This is a genomic window from Streptomyces sp. TLI_55, from assembly GCF_900206255.1.
Lineage (GTDB): Bacteria > Actinomycetota > Actinomycetes > Streptomycetales > Streptomycetaceae > Streptomyces > Streptomyces aquilus.
Window position 1 is genome coordinate 5808812 of the sequence record NZ_OAOJ01000001.1, and the last position, 15334, is coordinate 5824145.

The window sequence follows — 15334 nt, forward strand, 5'->3', positions numbered from 1 at the left end:
TAAAGCACAAGAACTCGTCTCAGCTTTGGTAAGAAGACAAAACGGGAGTGCCATGACGACGGTCCAGAAGAGACGTGCACGTGCGCGTGGAGGGGAGCTGGACGACTGCCTGCGCGCCTGCGCGGTACACAGCGGAAAGGTCGTCGGCAGCGTCGACCGGCGCCGCGTCGAACTCGCCGAGCAGCTGCGCAAGCTGCTCGTGGTGTGGGGCACGACCGCCACGTCCGCCGCCGCGCCCGCCCCGGCGGGCGGCGCCACCGCCCTGCTCAAGCGGGCCGTGAAGGGTGCCGCCGCCCCCTCGGGCGGCATTCCCAACGAGCTGCTCGACGCCCTGCTCGCCGTCGCCAACAAGGCCCTGGAGTGCGGCTACGACGACGAGTTGAACCTCGCCCTCGTCATCTCCGACACCGTCCTCGCCCAGCGCAAGAACTCCCGCGCCGGCTGGCGGCTGCGCGCCCGGCTGCTGGAGACGCTCGGCGAGGAGGCGGAGGCCGTCGAGGCGTACGACAAGTACCTCGCCCTCACCGACGACGACGGTTTCGGCGTCCGCGCCCGGATCGCCGGGCTGCGGGTCGCCGCCGAGAAGGAGCGCGAACTGCTCGCGCTGCTGCGGCGGCAGAACCCGCGCGCCGAGGAGTTCACCCGGCGTGCCGCCACCGACGTGTGGGCCGAGGGCCTCGCCGCCCAGGCCGTAGGAGACTGGACCGAGGCCGAGCCGCGCCTCGTGGGAGCGCTCCTCACCCTGGCCGCCGAGGACTCCCCGGTCGCCGACCGGCAGGAACTCCTCAGCCAGTACCTCGACCTGCGCATGACGCAGGAGACGGACCTCGCCGCCCTCACCGAGGCCCTCGCCCTCTACGCCGAGCAGCGCCGCAACCGCATGCGCGGCCCCGTCGCCGACCCCACCATCGGCGGCGTGCAGTGGATCAGCCTCGGCGAGTTCCGCAACCGCATCGCCGGCAAGTCGATCTGCCTGATCGCCAACTCCGGCCGCGTCGGCGCCAGTTCGATGGGCGCCGAGATCGACGCGTACGACATCGTCGTCCGCTTCAACTCGTACAAGATCGACCCGAAGCACACCGGCGGCCGCACCGACATCCACGCCACCATCCACAAGCACGGCTTCAACTGGGACCAACGGGTCGACACCCGGCTGGTGTTCGGCGGGATCTCCGGCGACTGGAAGTACTCGCTGCGCAACCGGCTGGTCCCCGGCGCCCAGACCTTCCTCGGCGACGAGTCGCTGCGCTGGCCCGTGCGCAACATCGGCAAGCTCGGCACCGACGTCTGGTCCGGCATCCCGACCACCGGCTTCAACATGCTCTACCTGCTGGACTTCCTGGACGTCAGCCCGACCCTCGACCTGATCGGCTTCGACTTCTACGAGAGCGGCGCCTACCGCGTCCCGGAGGCCATGAAGCTCGCGATCACGTCCGTGCACGAATACACCAGCGAGAAGGCATGGGTCATGCAGCGGGCCCAGAGCGTGACCGACCTGAGGATCTCCCTGCGATGACCACGAACACCCTGACCGCGGCGCCCGTCACCGACGCGGCGGCCCTCACCGGCAAGCGCCGCATCGCCTTCGCGTCGTACGTCGACGAGAACTACCTGCCCGGCTTCCTGACCCTCCTCAGGAGCCTCGCGCTGTCCAACCCGAGCGTGTGCGAGGACTTCGTCGTCCTCTACGACGACCTGCGCCCCGGTTCGATAGCCAAGATCCGCGCCCTGCACCCGCGGATCGTCCTCCAGCGCGTCAACGACACGCACTACGACTCGTACAAGAAGGGCGACCAGGACAACTACCTGGTCCGCAAGGCCTACTTCATCCTCGATGTGTTCCGCATCCGGGAGTACGACACCGTCATCACCCTCGACACCGACATGGTGGTGCTCGGCGATCTGCGCGAACTCCTGGAGCTGCGCGAGGGGTTGGCGGCCGTCCCGCAGTTCTTCTACGGGCAGCACAAGCTCAACTCGGGGCTCCTGGTCATCCAGCGCGAGTACCTGAGCGACGAGTTCTGCGCCAAGCTCGACAAGTGCGGCCGCTCCGGCGACTACGAGCTCGACAAGCACGACCAGGGCATCCTCAACGCCGTCCTCGACGGCGACTTCGTGCGCCTCGACCCGCGCTACAACTTCGTCAAGCGGCGGCTCTCGGGTGACCTGCCCGTCCCGGACGACACCGCGATCCTGCACTTCACCGGCCGCCACAAGCCGTGGCAGGGCGGCGAGGCCGGGTACAGCCAGGCCGAGGACAAGTGGCGCGAGTACGAGCTGTCCGACGCCGCGTTCCAGGCGGCCTACCTGGAGTCCAGTGGAGGCCTCCACCACGACCTGGTCGTCCACTTCGGCACCCCGCACGTCCAGCGCACCGGCGACGTCGAGGTGGCCCGCAAGGTCGCCGCCGCGCACATCGCGAACGGCGACTACCAGGACGCCGTCGACGTCCTGAGCGGGGTCCGCATCCCGCTGGACGAGGCCTGGCCGCACGAGGTCCTCGGGCACGCCCTGATGAGCGTCTCCCGCTACGAGGAGGCCAAGGCCCAGCTGCTGCTGGCCACCGCCGCCCCCAACCGGGCCGCCACCGCCTACGCCCGGCTCGCGCAGATGGCGTGGGTGCAGGGCGACCACACCGAGGCACTGCGGTACGCCACCGCCGGCATCACCGTCGACCCGACGCACCGGCCCAGCCGGCTCTGGGCCCAGCGGGCCGCCGCCGTGCCCTCGCAGGAGCGGGGCAGCGCCGAGGACCAACTCGCCCACGTCGCCTTCTACATGGACCGGCAGGGCAACGCGGGCGACAAGCTCCTCCCGGAGACCGTCCGCCTCGCCTTCGGCCCCGACACCACGTCCCGCCGCTGGCACTCCGTCCACGCCCACCGCCTGTTCGACGAGGCGGCGCTGGAGCGCGTCAACGCCCGCCGGGGCCTGGTCATCGGCGGCGGCGGCCTGTTCATCCCGGACACCATGCCCAACGGCAACAGCGCCTGGCAGTGGAACGTCCCGGATGCCCTCCTCAACCGCATCGACGTCCCGATCGCGGTCTTCGCCGTCGGCTTCAACGCCTTCGACGGCCAGTCCTACCGCGCCAACCGCTTCCGCGAATCACTGCTCCAACTCGTCGAGCGCTCCGCCTTCTTCGGCCTGCGCAACCACGGCTCGATCGAGAAGGTCCGTGCGATGCTGCCGTCGCACCTGCACGACAAGGTCCGCTTCCAGCCCTGCCCCACCACGGTCATGCGCCAGCTGGTGGCGGGCTGGCAGGACCCGGCCGAGCGGGACGACACGATCCTGATCAACGCCGCCTACGACCGCGCGGGCCTGCGCTTCGGCCACGACTACGCCTACTTCCTCGCCCAGATGGCGCAGGCCGTACGGGACTTGGGGAAGCTCGGCACGGTGAAGTGCGTGGCGCACTCGCTCGACGACGAGAAGATCGCCCTCGACCTGCGCCGCGAGCACGGCATCTCGATGCCCGTCATCCCGATGTACGACTTCGAGAACGACGAGATCCGCGACCTGTACGCGCGCACCAAGCTGGTCATCGGCATGCGCGGTCACGCCGGCATGATCCCGTTCGGCGTCGGCACGCCGATCATCAGCCTGATCTCGCACCCGAAGATGGCGTACTTCCTGCGGGACATCGAGCGCCCGGAGTGGGGCGTCTCGGTCCACGACCGCCACCTCGCCGCCCGCCTGGTCGAGCGCGCGAAGGACCTGCTCGCCGACCACGCCAAGACGGTCGCCGACGTCCACGGCCGCCAGCAGGAGCTGTGGAAGGTCACCGAGGCGAACGCGGCCGACCTGCGGGTGATCCTGGGCTCGTGACCCGGGGGAGCTGAGAGACCGCGGGCCCCCACGGCACAGGGGGCCCGCACCTCAGCGCGGTGGGCCCGTCAGCGGCCGACGGTCCTGCGCACCAGCTTGTCCAGGAACGACGGCTCCTTGGCGTACGCCTTCTTCAGCTGCTCGAAGTGATCGGCCCGGGTGCGGCTCAGATACTCGTCCGACTGGAGCGGCTTGGCTATGGACCAGGCGCGCCGGTGCTGCCCGTCGTAGTGGGCGACGTACGCCTTCGACAGCTCCAGCACCGACTTGAAGGGGATGCCGCCGGTGTGGTCGCGGTCGATCCGGTCCTGGACGGCGGAGATGAGCGCGAGCTTCTCGTCGACCGTGTAGTCGTCCTCGGTGATCCGCTTGAGGACGTCCGCCGGGACCGGCTGCGTCACCTCGAAGGCGAGTGTGGAGCGGATCGGCGGCCCGGCGATCTCGATGTACGGCAGCAGCGCGCCGGTGCTGTGGTGCAGCCACGGCAGCCGGGGACCGGCGAAGTCCTGGTGCAGGACGACCGTGCCGACCTGCATCCGGCTCAGGAACCGCTCCGAGACGCAGCGGAAGACCCGGGCCGTCTTGGCGATGTCGATGTGCAGGAACTCCACCGGGGTGGTGTCCTCCGGGTCCGAGGTCTGCCACAGGTCACCGGCGTGGATCTCGATGAAGGGCAGGAAGGGGCCGAGGCGGCGCTTGAAGTCGTCCAGGAAGGAGTTGTCGTCGGCCGGCTTGTGACCGGAGTCGAAGAACTTCTCCGAGGCGAACGTGCCCTTGCCGACGCGGAAGAAGTCGTACGCGTGCAGTCGGCCCTTGCGGGTGTCGAACACGGGGCTCTCGCTCAGCCCGAGCGCGAGGGCGTACGTCGAGCCGCCGCCCCCGGAGCCGAGTTCGACGATCTGCCCCTGGCCCGTGAGGTGGTGGCGCCCCAGCAGGTACAGGAATTCCAGCTCCCAGGTGCTGCACTGAGTGTAGGGGAGGTTCTCCGGCAGCTCGACGCTGTCGAAGAGGGAGTAGAGCCGGCCGAGCTTCGTCATGAGGGCCTCACGGGATTCGGAGAGCGGTGCCCGTGATCCTAGGGACCTCGAACACCGCATCACCATTGAATCAACGGAGTAACTCGATGATTGGGCTCTCTTTCCATGCCCTTTCCTGGCCGTTCATGTCTGGTTCGCTCAGCGCTTCACGGCCTTCTTCAGTGCCCGGGCCTGCCGGACGACCCTGCGGGCCGTCGAGTTGTGCGGCAGGAACGCCAGCCGCTCCGGGATGCCGCCGGGCAGGCCCAGGGAGGTGAGGCGCTTCTTCCTGAAGTAGCGCTGGATGCGCGGGCGCAGCCGCTTGGCGAGGTACTTCTCCGCCGCCGCGCGCCGCGCCGGGTAGATGCGGTCCTGCTGGGTGAAGCCGACCGCGGCGATCAGCTCGGTCAGCTCGTCGGCGGGCAACGGCTCTTCGCCCTTGCGCCGCTCCAGGTCCGGCAGCACCGCGTCGGCCAGCACCACCGGGACGCGGTTGCTGTTCTGGTACGGGGTCAGCCGGTCCAGCAGCGTCTCGGTGCCGATGCGGGCGACCGGGAGGTCGTAGAACTCGGCGGCGGTGAACAGGGCCGTGGAGAAGCAGCCGACGACCAGTCCGGGGCGGGCCTTCTCGAACAGCACCTCGGCGAGGACGGGGGTGTCGAGGACGGTGAGGTCGACGCCCAGCTTCTCCGCCTCGGTCTCCAGTGCGCGGCTGAAGCGGGCCGGTGCGGTGGGGTGCGGCTTGAACACGACGGACCGGTGCCCGCGGTCGACCGCGCCGCGCAGCATCCGCACGTGCAGGTGCTCCTCCTGGTCCGCGGAGAGGATGTTCAGCGCGGACAGGTACTGGCCCAGCAGCAGCGCCGAGTTGTCGGGCAGCACCGGCAGGTCCTCGACGGTGTCGGCGAGTTCGCGGAGGACCTTCAGGAAGGCGCCCGTCGGGACGACCTGCGCGGGCACGTCGAACTCGGTGAGCAGCAGGGGCGTGAGGCCCGGCACCAGGTCCAGGTGGAGCAGGCGGCGGACGCGCGTGCCGACCAGCGGGTCGAGCTTGTTGCGGGTCGGGCCGTAGCTCATCAGGCCGTCCGCGTAGACATGCACGGGGGCGCCGGTGAACAGCTGGGCCACGGTCAGTGCCGGGGTGACCTGGATGGACTCCAGGACCAGCTCCACCCGGTCGTCCCCGAGCCCCCACAGCAGCCGCAGATAGCGCTCGAAGAGCGGGATGTCGTCGGCGCGCGGGGTCCAGGCACCGGGGTGGAACGGGCGGATGGCCTCGTTCCAGGACAGCACCGCGTCGAAGTGGGCGCGCAGCGGCTCGAAGCCGGGCATCCGGTCGAGCGGGAGCGTGGTCTCCGGGGTCGCCGAGTTGTTGAACACCAGCAGTACCCGGCGCTCTGCCTCGTCGAAGAGGTCGGAGTCGACGGCGGCGGCCAGCGTGGCCGCCCCGTACAGCGTGGAGGCGCAGAAGATCTGGGTGGTGGGCATCTCAGGCAGCCGCCTTCGCTGTGCTGATCCTGCGCCGCAGCCGCCGCAGCTTGGCGGAGCGGCGCAGGTCCATCGTGTCGAGTACCTCGCCGAGCATGTCCTGCGGCATCCGCTTGATCGCCGCCGCGCTGCGCGCACGCAGCTCCTTGGCGACGGCCGGCTCCCACTTGGCCTCGTCGGAGAGATGGTGGGCGATGATCGCGCAGTAGGTGCGCACGGCCTTGGGGAGCAGCTTGTCCGCGTCCCGGTCGGCGGCCGTCTCCTCGATGACCTGGTCGAAGGCGCGGATGAAGTCCAGCTGGCGGGCGTCGCCGATCTGGGTGAGCGAGGACGCCACCCCGCGCCGGTAGAACACGCCCAGCAGGTTCACCACGGCGAACGACTCGGCCTCGCGGTGCAGCTTCCAGATCCAGGGCCGGTCCTCGGCGGTCCGCAGCCCGTCCGTGAAGTGCAGCAGACCCTTGTCGAGAAGCCGCCGGTGGTACGCCCCCGCCCATGCGTACGCGTAGTCCACGGACGTCGTCCGGTCGGCGGGCAGGATCGCGTCGCGCGGGTTGAGCACCTCGCCGCGCAGCCCGACCGGGGCGCGGTGCACGGACCGGGCGCGGGCGGTCGCCTGCACATGGTCGGTCCGTACGAAGTCGCAGCCCAGCCCCTCGATGGCGGCCACCAGCTCGGCGAAGTAGCCCGGCGCGAGCCAGTCGTCGCCGTCCAGGAAGGTCAGGTACTCGCCGGTCGCCGCGTCGAGGCCGGTGTTGCGGGCGGTGGCGAGACCCCCGTTCGTCTCATGGCGGATATATCTCACCTGCGCGACATCCGAAAGCGACTCGGCCGCCCGTTCGAGAATGGCGGGCGTTTCATCCTTCGATTTGTCGTCGACGAGGATGAACTCGAAGTCGCTCCGGGCGTTGAGCCGCAGACTTCTGAGGGTTTCCGGGGCGTATTGCTGCACGTTGTAGAACGGCACGATCACGGAGAGCTTTGGCACCCGAGAAACGCTAGAAGGCCGTCCGGCTGGGCAACTTGACGCCGATGGTACAGAGGGTGAACTCGATGTGTCGGAATGGTGCATCCCCTGTACTTCCGGGGCTTTCACGGGCCAGTTCGGCTCTCGGTGGGCTGTTGTTAACTTTTCGTTGATTCGTGGTTGGGCCATACCTAGGAATTGCTTCCTAGCGTCTTGGACGTGCCAGCAAGTACGCCAGCAACTTCAACGACGCCGCTGCGAATCGCGGTCCTCGCGGACTCCGACACCCGCTGGAAATGGGGTGCGCTGACCGCCCATCGCATCGCACCGCGTGACGACGCGCAAGAGGCCCTCAGCCTGAGCGGCTTCCTGCTGCGCGGCCGCGCCACCCCCACCCCGCGCCAGCTCGCGGAGGTCGGGGTCGAGGCCGAGTCGCTGCGCGAGGTGACGTCGGTGGAGTTCCTGCGGGCGATGGCCGAGGAGCCGTACGACATCGTCGTGCTCGCCCTCGTGGGCGGCGGCGTGCAGGCGATGCTGCACGGCCTGAAGCGGGTGTGGGAGGGGCGGGCCGATCGCCCCGTCGTCGTCACCGGCTATGTCGGCGTCGTCTACGAGAAGCTCGCGGACGGACTGCTGCTGCGGCACGGCGCGGACCTGGTGCTGGCCAACTCCCGTCAGGACGCGGAGCGTTTCCGGTCCGTGTACGAGGGGGTCGGCGCCGACGCCTCGGCGGTGACGGAGGTGGCGCTGCCGTTCCTGGGCGGCGCGGCCTACGAAGGCGAACACGACCCGTACACCGTGGTGTTCGCCGTCCAGCCGTCCGTGCCGGACAGCCGCAAGGACCGTACGTATCTGCTCAACCGGCTGATCAAGCACGCCCGGTTGCACCCCGAGCGCGAGGTGCTGCTGAAGCTGCGCTCCAAGCCGGGGGAGCACACCACGCACATCGAGGAGCAGCCGTACCAGAAGCTGGTCCAGCGGCTGGCTCCGCCGCCCAACTTCCGGCTGGTGTACGGGAACATGGGCGAGGTTCTGGACCGGACCGATCTGCTGGTCACCATCAGTTCGACGGCCGCGCTGGAGTCGCTGCACCGGCGTATCCCGACGGTCGTCCTGACCGACCTGGGCGTGCGCGAGGTCCTCGGCAACCACCACTTCGTCGGCTCGGGGTGCCTCGCCTCCTGGGACCAGCTCGACGAGGGTCACCGGCCGTCGCCGGACCCGGAGTGGGTGGCCCGGCAGGGGGTCGTGGCGGACGGCTCGTACGCCACCGCCTTCGACGCGGCACGCGAGCGGATCGCCAAGCTGCTGGCCGGCTCCCTGCCGCCGCTGACGCCGTACTACACGCCGGCGACCGCGCCCGGATACCTGCCCGGGATTCTGGCCCGTCATCACCTCGGCCCCGACGGCAGTCCGTTGCCCGGCGCTCCCGCCGCGGACAAGGAGCCCGGCCCGGTCCGGCAGATCGTGCGCAGGGCCGCCCGCGGGGCGTACCGGCACGGGGTACAGCGAGTCGCGCCCGTCATCCGGCGGATGGGGGAGCTGTGACCACCTTCCCGGACCCCCTTTTCCCAGGCCCTCTCCAAGGAGTAGAACCCATGTCCGACTCGCCGGTGGTGCGTCGTGTGCTCGCCGTTATTCCTGCCCGCGGGGGCTCCAAGGGTGTGCCTGCCAAGAACCTCGCCCCCGTCGGCGGCGTGCCGCTCGTGGCGCGGGCCGTGCGGGAGTGCCGGGCGACCCGGCTCGTGACGGACGTCGTCGTCTCCACCGACGACCAGGCCATCGCCGCCGCGGCCCGGGAGGCCGGCGCCGAGGTCGTGCTGCGGCCCGCCGCCATCGCCGGGGACACGGCGACCTCCGAGGCGGCCGTGCTGCACGCCATGGACACCCACGAGGCGCTGCACGGCGCGGCCGTCGACGTGGTGATGCTCGTGCAGTGCACCAGCCCCTTCATCGTCCGCGAGGACGTCGAGGCGGTCGCGGCGGCGGTCGTCGAGGGCGGGGCCGACACCGCGGTGACCGTCGCCCCCTTCCACGGCTTCATCTGGCGCGACGAGGTCGACTCCACGCAGGAGCCCGGGGGGTACGGCGTCAACCACGACAAGTCGTATCGCCCGCGCCGCCAGGACCGCCCCCAGGACCTGCTGGAGACCGGCGCCGCCTACGCGATGGACGCGGCCGGCTTCCGCAAGCACCAGCACCGCTTCTTCGGTCGCACCGAGCTCGTACGGACCGACCCCGCACGGGTGTTGGAGATCGACGACCCGCACGACCTCGCCCGGGCACGGGCGCTCGCGCCCCTGTTCGACGCCGACCGCCCCGGCGCCCTGCCGTCCTTCGCGGACGTCGACGCGGTCGTACTGGACTTCGACGGCACCCAGACAGACGACCGGGTGCTGATCGACGCCGATGGAAAGGAGTTCGTCTCCGTGCACCGCGGCGACGGACTCGGCATCGCGGCCCTGCGCAGGTCGGGCCTGAAGATGCTGATCCTCTCCACGGAGCAGAACCCGGTCGTCGCCGCCCGCGCACGGAAACTCAAGATCCCCGTGCTGCACGGCATCGACCGGAAGGACCTCGCCCTCAAGCAGTGGTGCGAGGAGCAGGGCATCGCGCCCGAGCGCGTGCTCTACGTCGGCAACGACGTCAACGACCTCCCGTGCTTCGCCCTCGTGGGCTGGCCCGTGGCGGTCGCGAGCGCCCACGACGTGGTACGCGGCGCCGCCCGTGCGGTCACCACCGTCCCCGGTGGCGACGGCGCGATCCGAGAGATCGCCAGCTGGATCCTCGGCCCCTCTCTCGACTCCCTCGACAAGTAAGGAACGTCTGTAGCCATGTCTGCCAACTCCCGTCTCCGCACCTTCGGTACCGAGCGCATCGCAGGACCCGGCCAGCCCGTCTACATCTGCGGCGAGATCGGCATCAACCACAACGGCGAGCTGGAGAACGCCTTCAAGCTCATCGACGTGGCCGCCGAGGCCGGCTGTGACGCCGTGAAGTTCCAGAAGCGCACCCCCGAGATCTGCACCCCGCGCGACCAGTGGGACATCGAGCGCGACACCCCCTGGGGCCGTATGACCTACATCGACTACCGCCACCGCGTGGAGTTCGGTGAGGACGAGTACCGCCAGATCGACGAGTACTGCAAGGAGAAGGGCATCGCCTGGTTCGCCTCCCCGTGGGACACCGAGGCCGTCGCCTTCCTGGAGAAGTTCGACGTCCCCGCCCACAAGGTGGCCTCCGCCTCCCTCACGGACGACGAGCTGCTGCGCGCCCTGCGCGCCACGGGCCGCACGATCATCCTCTCCACCGGCATGTCGACCCCGAAGCAGATCCGCCACGCGGTCGAGGTCCTCGGCTCGGACAACATCCTGCTCTGCCACGCCACGTCGACCTACCCGGCGAAGGCCGAGGAGCTCAACCTGCGGGTGATCAACACCCTCCAGGCCGAGTACCCGAACGTCCCGATCGGCTACTCCGGCCACGAGACGGGCCTGCAGACCACGCTGGCCGCGGTCGCCCTCGGCGCCACCTTCGTCGAGCGCCACATCACCCTCGACCGCGCGATGTGGGGCTCCGACCAGGCCGCCTCCGTCGAGCCGCAGGGCCTCACGCGCCTCGTCCGCGACATCCGCACCATCGAGGCCTCCCTCGGCGACGGCGTCAAGAAGGTCTACGACTCCGAGCTCGGCCCGATGAAGAAGCTGCGCCGCGTCACCGGTGTCGTGGCCGAGGCGGAGATCGCCGCGGCGGCGGGCGAGCCGGTCGGCGTCTGAAGCACCTGACTCCTTGATCCCCCTGATTCCCTTACGACGGGACGGTCGTACGTAGATGAGCCGCCGCGCCGGGTCAGCCGGCCCCCACACTCTCGCGTTCGTCGAGAGCCCGGTACAGCTGCTGAACGTGCTGGAGTGGGCGCATGCGCACGAGCTTGCCTCGGGCGATGCCCTGGGCGCGGGGCTCACCCTCGTCGTCCTGTCCCCGACCGACCCGATGACCCGGGGCCAGCTGCGCCGCATGGCGGAGCTGGCCCGCGAGGAGGGGCACGAGGTCCGCTGGGAGGAGGCCCGGGGCGGTCCCGCGGCCCCCTTCCAGACGATCGGCGGCCTCGCGGGCATGCTCCGCAAGGCCGGCCGGGTCGTGCTCGGCGACCCCTTCTCGCGCTACGTACAACTGCTGCTGACGATCACCCGGGCCGGCGAGCTGGTGGTGGTCGACGACGGCACGGCCACGATGGAGTTCGTGGCCCAACTGGCCCGCGGCGAACGCCTGGTGCGCTGGCACCGCAAGGGCGGCCGCCCGGGCCCCCGCGACCTGGTCTTCGCGCCGGTGTCGTCGGTGGCCCGCAGACGCCTGACGCCGTCCGACGCCCGCCGGGTCGAGATCTTCTCCTCGATGCCGATGGCGGAGACGCCGGAGGGCGTGACCGTGGTCGCCAACACCTTCGCCTGGACCCGCTCCCGCTTCGGCCCGCCCCGTATCACCAAGGGCGCCGACATGGTCGGTACGTCGCTGGTGGAGACGGGCGTGGTGGACGGTGAGGCGTATCTGGAGGCGGTGAAGCTGCTGTCCAAGACGCATGGCACCACCCGCTACTTCGCCCACCGCCGCGAGAGCGCCGAGAAGCTGCACCGGCTGGCGGTGGAGACGGGCCTTGAGGTGGTCCGCCCCGACCTCCCGCTGGAGCTGATCGCCCGGAGGGGCCCGATCGGCCGTACGATCCTCAGCTTCCCGTCCACCGTGGTCCACACCCTGCCGCTCGCACTCGCCGGCACGGAGGTCAAGGTCGCGGTCTGCGACATCGACCCGGCGTGGCTGACGGAGAGCGCGTCACCGCGGGCGCAGGGCTTCCTGTCCGGGGTGACGGGAACGGCGAGGGACGTGACGAGACTGTCGGCGGTGGCGGCGGTGTAGGGCCCCCGGGTCACCCGTCCTTGCGGGCGAGGACGTACGCCTTCCGGTACTTCTCCTGCCCCTGGGGCTCGCGCACGGTACGGCTGTGCAGCTGCAGCCCGGCGGCGGTGAGCAGCTCGACGACGTCCTCCGGCCTGCGCCAGTAGTAGTCGAGCGAGATGGCGTGCCCGAACCGCTCGTCGAGATGCAGGTGGTCACTCTCCTCGTCGTACTGGAAGGCGAGCAGCAGATACCCGCCGGGCGCGAGGACGCGCCGGAACTCCTGGAACACGCCGGGGAGTCGATCGTCCGGCACATGAATGGTCGAGTACAGCGCGGCGATCCCGCCGAGCGTGCCGTCCGGCAGGTCGAGGGCGGTCATGGACCCCAGATGAAACCGGAGTTCGGGATAGGTCTGCCGGGCCTTCGCCACCATCCGCGGCGAGACATCGACCCCGAACACCGGCACCCCGAGCGCGTGCAGCCGCGCGGTCACCACCCCCGGCCCACTCCCCACATCAGCGACCGGCTCCCGCCCCCGCTCCTTCACCAACTCCGCGAACCCACTGATCAGGGCCCGGTCAAAGGTATGGATCCCGGCCCAGTCCGCGCACTGCTCGGCGTAGTCGTCGGCGATCGTGTCGTACGCGGTACTGGTGGCCCGTATGAAATCGGGGATCTCGGCGGTCATGGGGGCACCCTAGCGAGGGGCCACGACAGCGGGGTGAAGATGACGGGGCTTGTTCGAGAAAGATCCTGTGGGCGGAGAGAGACGGCGCGGATGGACGACTTCAGCGAGCTGCGCTCCCGCGGTGAGGGGCATCTGGAAGTGGGCCTGCCGGGCGCCACGTACCCCTGTCTGACCTTGAGCTTTCGCGCCGAGCACGCGGTCGTACACCTTTTCACCGACGAGGAGACCGTGTCCCTGCTGGCCGGGGACGGCAGCGTGCCGTGGGACGAGACGGTCGAGGTCCCGGTCATGGCGGAACTCGCGATCTTCACGGGGTACTTCGTCCTGGGCGTCGACCGCGCGTGGGACGTCGTGCGGAGCTTCGTCCGGACGGGGGCGTTCACCGACCTGGGGGAGTGGGTGGAGCTGTGAACGAGGCGGGGCGCTCCTCGTCCGCCGTCCAGGTGAACCCCGCCAGGCCGACCCGGGCGCTCTCCTCGGGCGGAAGCGAGCGGTTCCGCCTTCGTCGTAGCAGCCACACCGCCGTCCCCAGCAGCCAGCCCGCCGCGATCATCAGGATCAGCGTCGCCAGGCCCAGGCCCAGCGTGCCGTAGAAGCCGACCCTCGCCAGCAGGCCGGGGATCTTGTCCTCGCCGCAGCCGCAGGCCTGCCAGCCGTCTGCCAGGGGGGTCGTCGGGGCCGTCGTGATCGTCATGCCGGGAATCTGCCCCGCACCCTCACCGCCGTCACCCCGCGTGGCGGAAACGTCGCGCGGCGGTGATGATTCCGGGACCGGAACAAGCGTCTCGGTGGAGGCAGGGTGGATTCCCGGCGTGGCGCGGTCCCGACAGGTGAACAAGGCCGACGGGACGGCGTCGCGACGTGGTATCCCAGGAGGAGTGGGTGAGTGACGGATGTGGCCGGAGGCCTTCGAACAAGGCAGTCGCAGGTCAGCCGGCGCTCAGCCGAGGGTCACTCTCCGTGGATCGACGTGCAGTGCAAGATCCATCCGGCCGGAAAGCCGGGCGAGTTTACCCGTCCAAGCCGATACGTATGCGCCCAGCGGCCAGATTTTCTTCCCCTAACGGGTTGAACTTTTGTTGATCGAGGGTCAGTTGGCCACTCGGGCGTCCTACCCTTCAGAGGGTGAAGCAATTGATGTCCCAAGAGTCCGAGGCCGAACCAGTCGGGGAAGCCGTGCTTCCCGGCATGCTGCCTGAGCACCTGCGTGCCGAACTCGTCGCGTTCCGACGCGACTTGCACATGCACCCCGAACTCGGCAACCAGGAGTTCCGCACGACCGCGGCCATCAAGGCGCGGCTCGAGAAGGCCGGGCTGCACCCCCGCGTCCTCCCCGTAGGCACCGGGCTCATCTGTGACATCGGTGAGTGGGACGGCGGCAAGCCCATGCTCGCGCTCCGTGCCGACATCGACGCCCTGCCCATTCCGGACACGAAGAGTGAGTGTGCGTACCGCTCCACCGTGCCCGACCGGGCGCACGCCTGCGGGCACGACGTGCACACGACCGTGGTGCTCGGCGCCGGCCTCGTCCTCGCCGACCTGCACCGGCAGGGCCGGCTGCCCCGCCCCGTACGGCTCCTCTTCCAGCCCGCCGAGGAGGTCCTCCCCGGTGGCGCCGCCGACGCCATCGAGTGCGGCGTGCTGGACGGGGTCGGGAAGATCATCGCCGTGCACTGCGACCCACGGGTCGACGCCGGGCGGGTCGGCCTGCGCACCGGCGCCATCACCTCCGCCTGCGACCGGCTGGAGGTCTCCCTGGACGGCCCCGGCGGCCACACCGCCCGGCCGCACCTCACCACCGACCTCGTCACCGCCGCCGCCCGCGTCGTCGTCGACGTGCCGGCCGTGGTCGCCCGGCGCGTGGACAGTCGTAGCGGACTCGCCCTGACCTGGGGACGCATCGAATCCGGCCACGCGCCCAACGTCATCCCGCAGCACGCCGAGCTGTCCGGAACCGTGCGCTGCCTGGACCTGGACGCCTGGCGGCAGGCGCCCGACATCGTCGTCGCCGCGATCGACGAGATCGCCAATCTGCACCGCGCCAAGTCCGAGATCAACTACGTCCGGGGCGTCCCGCCCGTCGTCAACGACCCCGAGGTCACCGAGCTGCTGCGGGACGCCATGACCGCGCGGCGCGGGGCGCAGTCCGTCGAGGGCACCGAGCAGAGCCTCGGCGGCGAGGACTTCTCCTGGTACCTGGAGCATGTGCCGGGCGCCATGGCCCGCCTCGGCGTCCGCACCCCCGGCGAGCGGACCGTCCGGGACCTCCACCAGGGCGACTTCGACGCCGACGAGTCGGCCATCACCGTGGGCGTGGAGATGTTCACCGCGGCCGCGCTGCTCGACGGCGCCTCCTGAGGCCGGGCCGGGGAGACCGTACGAAGGGGCGCCACCTTGGTGCCCCTTCGTCCCCTTGTGTCACCCGCGCGTAACCGGGTTCTCGCGAAC

The 15334-nt window shown here is 70.2% G+C and carries 13 protein-coding genes; 8 read left to right on the top strand and 5 right to left on the bottom strand.

The window, feature by feature from the left end; all coding sequences use genetic code 11:
- Window positions 1-52: 52 nt before the first annotated feature.
- Both CRP56_RS26885 and CRP56_RS26890 read left to right on the top strand, forming a co-directional pair.
- A complete protein-coding gene (locus CRP56_RS26885; protein WP_097268152.1) occupies window positions 53-1516 on the top strand; it encodes a glycosyltransferase family 29 protein in 1464 nt (487 codons plus the stop codon).
- Window positions 1513-3831 carry a glycosyltransferase gene (locus CRP56_RS26890; protein WP_097268154.1) on the top strand — a complete coding sequence of 773 codons (2319 nt, stop codon included), beginning with the start codon at window positions 1513-1515 and terminating at the stop codon, window positions 3829-3831. The genes CRP56_RS26885 and CRP56_RS26890 overlap by 4 nt, the downstream gene beginning before the upstream one ends.
- A 68-nt stretch (window positions 3832-3899) precedes the next feature.
- Here the strand turns inward: CRP56_RS26890 and CRP56_RS26895 are convergent, their stop codons facing one another.
- The 3 genes from CRP56_RS26895 to CRP56_RS26905 all read right to left on the bottom strand — a co-directional run bounded on the left by CRP56_RS26895 (window position 3900) and on the right by CRP56_RS26905 (window position 7323).
- A complete protein-coding gene (locus CRP56_RS26895) occupies window positions 3900-4868 on the bottom strand; it encodes a hypothetical protein (protein ID WP_097268156.1) in 969 nt (322 codons plus the stop codon).
- Between the two features lie 138 nt (window positions 4869-5006).
- Window positions 5007-6335 carry an alpha-2,8-polysialyltransferase family protein gene (locus tag CRP56_RS26900; RefSeq protein WP_097268159.1) on the bottom strand — a complete coding sequence of 443 codons (1329 nt, stop codon included), beginning with the start codon at window positions 6333-6335 and terminating at the stop codon, window positions 5007-5009.
- 1 nt (window position 6336) lies between these two features.
- Window positions 6337-7323 (bottom strand): glycosyltransferase family 2 protein, encoded by a 987-nt coding sequence (locus CRP56_RS26905; protein ID WP_097268161.1) that lies wholly within the window; start codon window positions 7321-7323, stop codon window positions 6337-6339.
- A gap of 198 nt (window positions 7324-7521) precedes the next feature.
- Between CRP56_RS26905 and CRP56_RS26910 the strand changes: the two genes are divergently transcribed.
- From CRP56_RS26910 to CRP56_RS26925, 4 genes are read left to right on the top strand one after another with little or no spacing between them, the layout of a single operon-like run.
- The gene (locus tag CRP56_RS26910; protein WP_097274499.1) at window positions 7522-8850 is read left to right on the top strand and encodes a DUF6716 putative glycosyltransferase; all 1329 of its coding nucleotides are present in this window, start codon (window positions 7522-7524) and stop codon (window positions 8848-8850) included.
- A 50-nt stretch (window positions 8851-8900) separates the two neighbouring features.
- Window positions 8901-10121 (top strand): N-acylneuraminate cytidylyltransferase, encoded by a 1221-nt coding sequence (locus CRP56_RS26915; RefSeq protein ID WP_097268163.1) that lies wholly within the window; start codon window positions 8901-8903, stop codon window positions 10119-10121.
- A 15-nt stretch (window positions 10122-10136) separates the two neighbouring features.
- Window positions 10137-11078: an N-acetylneuraminate synthase family protein gene (locus tag CRP56_RS26920; protein ID WP_097268165.1), complete on the top strand. Its 942-nt coding sequence runs from the start codon at window positions 10137-10139 to the stop codon at window positions 11076-11078.
- A gap of 55 nt (window positions 11079-11133) precedes the next feature.
- Window positions 11134-12216, top strand: coding sequence for a hypothetical protein (locus CRP56_RS26925; protein ID WP_097268167.1), 1083 nt, complete (start codon window positions 11134-11136; stop codon window positions 12214-12216).
- A 10-nt stretch (window positions 12217-12226) separates the two neighbouring features.
- Here the strand turns inward: CRP56_RS26925 and CRP56_RS26930 are convergent, their stop codons facing one another.
- Window positions 12227-12886, bottom strand: coding sequence for a class I SAM-dependent methyltransferase (locus tag CRP56_RS26930; protein ID WP_097268169.1), 660 nt, complete (start codon window positions 12884-12886; stop codon window positions 12227-12229).
- A gap of 90 nt (window positions 12887-12976) precedes the next feature.
- Here CRP56_RS26930 and CRP56_RS26935 point away from each other — a divergent pair, with 90 nt between their 5' ends.
- Window positions 12977-13297, top strand: coding sequence for a hypothetical protein (locus CRP56_RS26935; RefSeq protein WP_097268171.1), 321 nt, complete (start codon window positions 12977-12979; stop codon window positions 13295-13297).
- Here CRP56_RS26935 and CRP56_RS26940 read toward each other — a convergent pair.
- The gene (locus tag CRP56_RS26940) at window positions 13266-13580 is read right to left on the bottom strand and encodes a hypothetical protein (RefSeq protein ID WP_097268173.1); all 315 of its coding nucleotides are present in this window, start codon (window positions 13578-13580) and stop codon (window positions 13266-13268) included. The two genes, CRP56_RS26935 and CRP56_RS26940, sit on opposite strands and share 32 nt — an antisense overlap.
- Before the next feature lie 443 nt (window positions 13581-14023).
- On the opposite strand from CRP56_RS26940, the gene CRP56_RS26945 reads away from it, so the two are divergent.
- A complete protein-coding gene (locus CRP56_RS26945) occupies window positions 14024-15244 on the top strand; it encodes an amidohydrolase (RefSeq protein WP_097268176.1) in 1221 nt (406 codons plus the stop codon).
- Window positions 15245-15334: the final 90 nt, after the last annotated feature.